The 4313-nt window shown below is 37.6% G+C and carries 3 protein-coding genes and 2 pseudogenes; all 5 read right to left on the bottom strand.

The features are described from left to right. On the bottom strand, positions 1–435 hold a 435-nt coding region (locus C4E06_RS05345; protein WP_157951113.1), incomplete at its 3' end, for a helix-turn-helix domain-containing protein. Positions 436–912: 477 nt separating this feature from the next. After that, a pseudogene (locus tag C4E06_RS05335) lies at positions 913–1593 on the bottom strand (RNA-guided endonuclease TnpB family protein); the annotation flags it as partial. 108 nt (positions 1594–1701) lie between these two features. Beyond that, the gene (dnaB, locus tag C4E06_RS05330) at positions 1702–3036 is read right to left on the bottom strand and encodes a replicative DNA helicase (protein ID WP_107667126.1); all 1335 of its coding nucleotides are present in this window, start codon (positions 3034–3036) and stop codon (positions 1702–1704) included. Between the two features lie 2 nt (positions 3037–3038). Continuing rightward, on the bottom strand, positions 3039–3860 hold the full coding sequence (locus C4E06_RS05325) for a DUF6262 family protein (protein ID WP_107667125.1): 822 nt from the start codon (positions 3858–3860) through the stop codon (positions 3039–3041). Then, positions 3857–4313 (bottom strand): annotated as a pseudogene (locus C4E06_RS05320) (transposase); the annotation flags it as partial. The gene C4E06_RS05325 and the pseudogene C4E06_RS05320, both read right to left, overlap by 4 nt.

Here is a 4313-nt window from a genome sequence, read left to right as displayed (position 1 = left end):
CTCTTTTAATCTGAATGTTCCCAAAGTAGGAATTTTTATCTTTTTTCCCTCCTTGACTAATACCTTACCGTTAGAACTATCTACTGTAAAACTACAGTGATCTTTTTTCTTTTTAAAACGAGGTAAGTCTGCTTTTATTTTAGGCTCTCTCCAACGGGAAAATGCTTTTTTCAAGTCCCTAAAAGCATTCTGATAAATGCGAGATGAATATTTATTTGTCCATAAATATTCTGTTTGCTTTTTAGTAATGTTTGTAAAGACTTTCTTGATAGCATCTAACCGTTTTGAGTCACTGCCAGAAATTTCGGGAATATCCCAGGTGGATTTGAGTAAAGATAAGCCATGATTGTATACAAAGCGAGAAAAGCCAGCACAGCCAGCAAAAAAGCTCTTTTCTTTGTTATTCAGCTTTAATTCTCTCTTAATTGCGTACATGATTAGCTCTTTTGTAATGTTTTGACACTAACTCCTGCTAAATCGGCAAATTCACTTGGTCTATAGTGCATCCTAGACATTCTGTATAGGTATGTCGAGTATTGTACAGGTTTTTTGTCTTCTAGAAAAAGCTCACATCTTGCACCTTCGCTAACGCCTCCAACCCCCCACACCCCCTTTAAAAGGGGGGCAGCGGGGTGGATAATAGAGTTGATTTTGACTGTAACTGCTTAAGAATTGATTTCCTTGAGTTTCTTGTTTAGTTTTTTATAGCGGGTTTCATTTGCATAGATTAAACATTAAAATGCAAATCCTCCCCACACTCCCCACCCCTCCCACACTCCCCACACTCAACTTAACTAAAATATTGATACACCCAATTGAAAACCGCTATTATTTGAGACTCCCTGGGTTAAAACCGCAGGGATTCTAGAGGTTATCTAAACAGGGGATAAATCCACCTGTTTAGACATTACCCTAGTTAGGGGGACTCCCATTGACCCCATCCTTTAAACCGTCTGCATCCATTACAAATACAGTTTTCTGAAGGCGCGGAATGCGCTCCCGCTTTCCTCTCGGATTTTAAATCCGAGAGGGTCGGGAGTCTAAAGGACATGAAAAACCAAGCCATTGACCTATGTTTTGACTAGCATTCCAATCGCTATTACATTGATAACCATCAACTCCTCTGAACCAATGCCCATTTCTTTTTCCAATCACACCATTACGATGATCTGACTTAGAAGTATATGGAGCAGGTATTAGTTCAAAAGGAACACCATTTTTAATGGCTTTATAACGAGTTAGGGTTTCTAACTGGAAATATGACCAAGTATGGCGACTATTTCCTGCATCAGACCTGACTTTTTTGGATTGTTTTGAAGTTTGTCTAATATTAGATAAATCTTCAAATCTTAATCCCATACCATAGTCTTTGGCAAACTGAACTAACTGCTTAGAAATACAATGATTGATATAGGTTATGATGCGTCTTTCTTTAGATTCTAGACGTTTAACTACCTTGCGCTTATTAGCCTTTTGAAGTTGTTTTCTAAGTTTTTGGTAGTGTCTTCTTAAATGTTTAATTTGACGACCATTCCAAAACTTACCAAACCTATTAGGCAAACTAGCAACAGCAATTTGATTCTGTCCTCTATTATCTTGTACACAATCGCCATAAAGATTTATATACATAGCTTCTATTGTTATTTATGGTTTATACAATGATAAATCAAGCTCAAAATTCAAAACTTTATACAACATAAATCATGATACTTCAGAATCACTAGAAGGGTTGAACAGATTAACGCACGAACCAATGACAGGATTAAAGCGAATCTGACAAATTCCTGTTTGTCCATTGCGGTTCTTCGCTACATTAATCTCCATGATACCTTTATCTTGAGTGTCAGGATTATAGTATTCGTCACGGTACAATAAAAGTCCTAAATCCATATCCTGTTCAATGTCCCCAGAGTCTTTTATATCACTCATAAAAGGACGTTTATTAGCCTGTCCTTCCACTCCTCGATTAATCTGTGCCAAGGCAATAAACGGACAATCAAACTCTTTTGCCATGTCCTTAAATGCCCCTGAAAACTTACCCACCGCTTGCGCTCTATTCCCTGCTGCTCTGTCTCCTAACTTTTGAATATAATCCATTACCACTAACCCAATGGTTCCCTTTTCTGCTTTAATTCTGCGTAACACAGACCGCATTCTTGAAGGGGTTAATGTATTAGCAGGAGTATCATCAACAATAATCGGTAACTCAGTCAGTATTCCTAATCCTTTAACTAAAGAATCATATTCATCTTGATAAATTTCATTTCGCATTAATCGTGATGAATCAATTTCTGAATGTATGGCTAAAAACCGTTTAGTTAGTTGAGTTTTAGACATCTCTGCTGAAAAGAAAACCACAGGAACTTCATAAGTCATAGCAACATGATTAGCTAAATAAATAGAAAACCAAGTCTTACCCATTGAAGCACGACCAGCAATAATAATTAAGTCTTTTCTAGTCAGTCCTCCTGTTAATTTATCCAAATCAGTCAACCCAGTGGAATAAGCAGGACTTTTCCCTTCTTCTAATTCATCGAAAACATCCCTTAGACAGTCATGAATGGGTTGAGGTTGAAAGGGGTCTTTTTCATCTACTGTAACTTTAAATAACTTTTCTTCTGACTGTTCTAAAATAGAAGGTAATTCCGTTACCGTATCATAACCTAATTCTTCTATTTCACGGGCTGTATTAATTAATAAACGACGCTGATACTTATCAACCACCAACGTAGCATAACGGTCTATATTAACCGCAGAAACTGTCCTATCAAGTAATTGGGTTAATTTATTCTCTCCCCCTACTTTCGTAAAGATTTTATGGTCTTTTAACCAAGTCTTGACCGTCATAAAATCACAAGGTTGGTCTTTATGATAAAGGTCTAAAGCAGCTTGATAAATTTGTTGATGAGCCATTACATAAAACGCTTCAGGTGGCAGTATATCTGCTACTCTGCTTATAGCGTTAGGGTCTAAGAGAATACCTCCTAAAATGCTTTCTTCTGCTTCTATATTCTGAGGGGGAATGTTATTAGTCATGATTATTTATCCTTGAATAAGTTACTGAGTTTAGCTAAGTCTTTTGATGAAAGCGTTTTCTTTTCTTCATCCTCAGTAGGATGGTAGATTTTAGGTTTGGGAGGAGAAGGGACAGAAGTAGGTTCAGGTTTAGTCCATCCCTCTTGAATGGCTTTGTTAAGGAGTCCGCCAGGGTTATCAACTTCTCTCTTTTCTAATTGATGTTTAACCGCTTCTATAGCAGCTAATACAGTATCTTTAGAAGCTCCTTTAATGGTTTTGGTTAGGGTTGTATTAAGAGGGATTCCTAATTCATCTAATTGAGTTTTAATGCTGTCATTAATCTGAAGTTTGGCTTTACTGGTAATGGGTATGACTTCAGCTTTAGGGGGTTCTTTAAGTCGAGATTCAAGGGTCACAATCAGGTCTTTTTGTCTCTCAACTTGTTCTTGTAAAGAATGAACCCGATAAACTTGTCCTGCTAAGGCTTCATTTTTCCGTTTCAGTTCCTTATTTTCTTCTTCTAATTGTTGAATTCGTTTCTTCAAACGACCCACCATTTGAGAATGGGTTTTAGCATTAACAGGGGGTTGATTAACCTGATAACTTGGCATCTTCCTTTGCTGTGAACGTAGCTGTTGGATGCGTTCTTTAAGCTCAGGGTATTTATATAAATAAGGAACACTAACATTGGCTTCTCTAGCAATGGCTTGAAAGCTAATTTTCGCCCCTGTTTTCAGTAACCTTTCTATGGCTTTATTAACCTTATCTAAGGTTTCCTGTTTTCGGGTTTCTTGTGTTGCTTTGAGGGTTTTAATTCTTTCCTCTTTAGTTTGCTGACTCATGCTGCCTCCTGTAAACTAGCGATGATTTTGTCCAGTTGGTCTGCTTGTCTGCTAAATTGTTCAACTAATACGTCTTGACCACTGGCTAAGGCTTTGGCTTCTTTGCTTCTTAACTCATCTCGAACTTTGATATATTGGGGAAGCTTTTCAGGAACGGCAACAAAAGATTGACAGGTATAACAAGCTCTGAACTTGTCACAATCTTGGTCTAAATCGAGTCCACAATAGCCATAAATGGGAGTATTAATGTGAGTGCCAGACAATTCTAATTTATGAGCTTGAGGCTTTTCCCAGAAGGATTTAGGTAAAGATTCGTAGGGTAAACGATGTCCATCGCTGTTAACTAATGCTTGTTGAATATGACCGGCTTCTCGTTCCATCAAGTCACAACTCACTTGGGTATAATAAGTGCTGGTAGTAGCAAAATGTTTATGTCCTGCCCATGCACTGACA

The organism is Cyanothece sp. BG0011 (assembly GCF_003013815.1).
Classification (GTDB): Bacteria; Cyanobacteriota; Cyanobacteriia; order Cyanobacteriales; family Microcystaceae; genus Crocosphaera.
This window is presented reverse-complemented; position numbering and strand designations above follow the sequence as displayed.

Excerpts from the sequence above, each read along its gene's own strand:
- dnaB (WP_107667126.1), bottom strand. The coding sequence starts at position 3,036 with ATGACTAATAACATTCCCCCTCAGAATATAGAAGCAGAAGAAAGCATT.
- C4E06_RS05325 (WP_107667125.1), bottom strand. The coding sequence starts at position 3,860 with ATGAGTCAGCAAACTAAAGAGGAAAGAATTAAAACCCTCAAAGCAACA.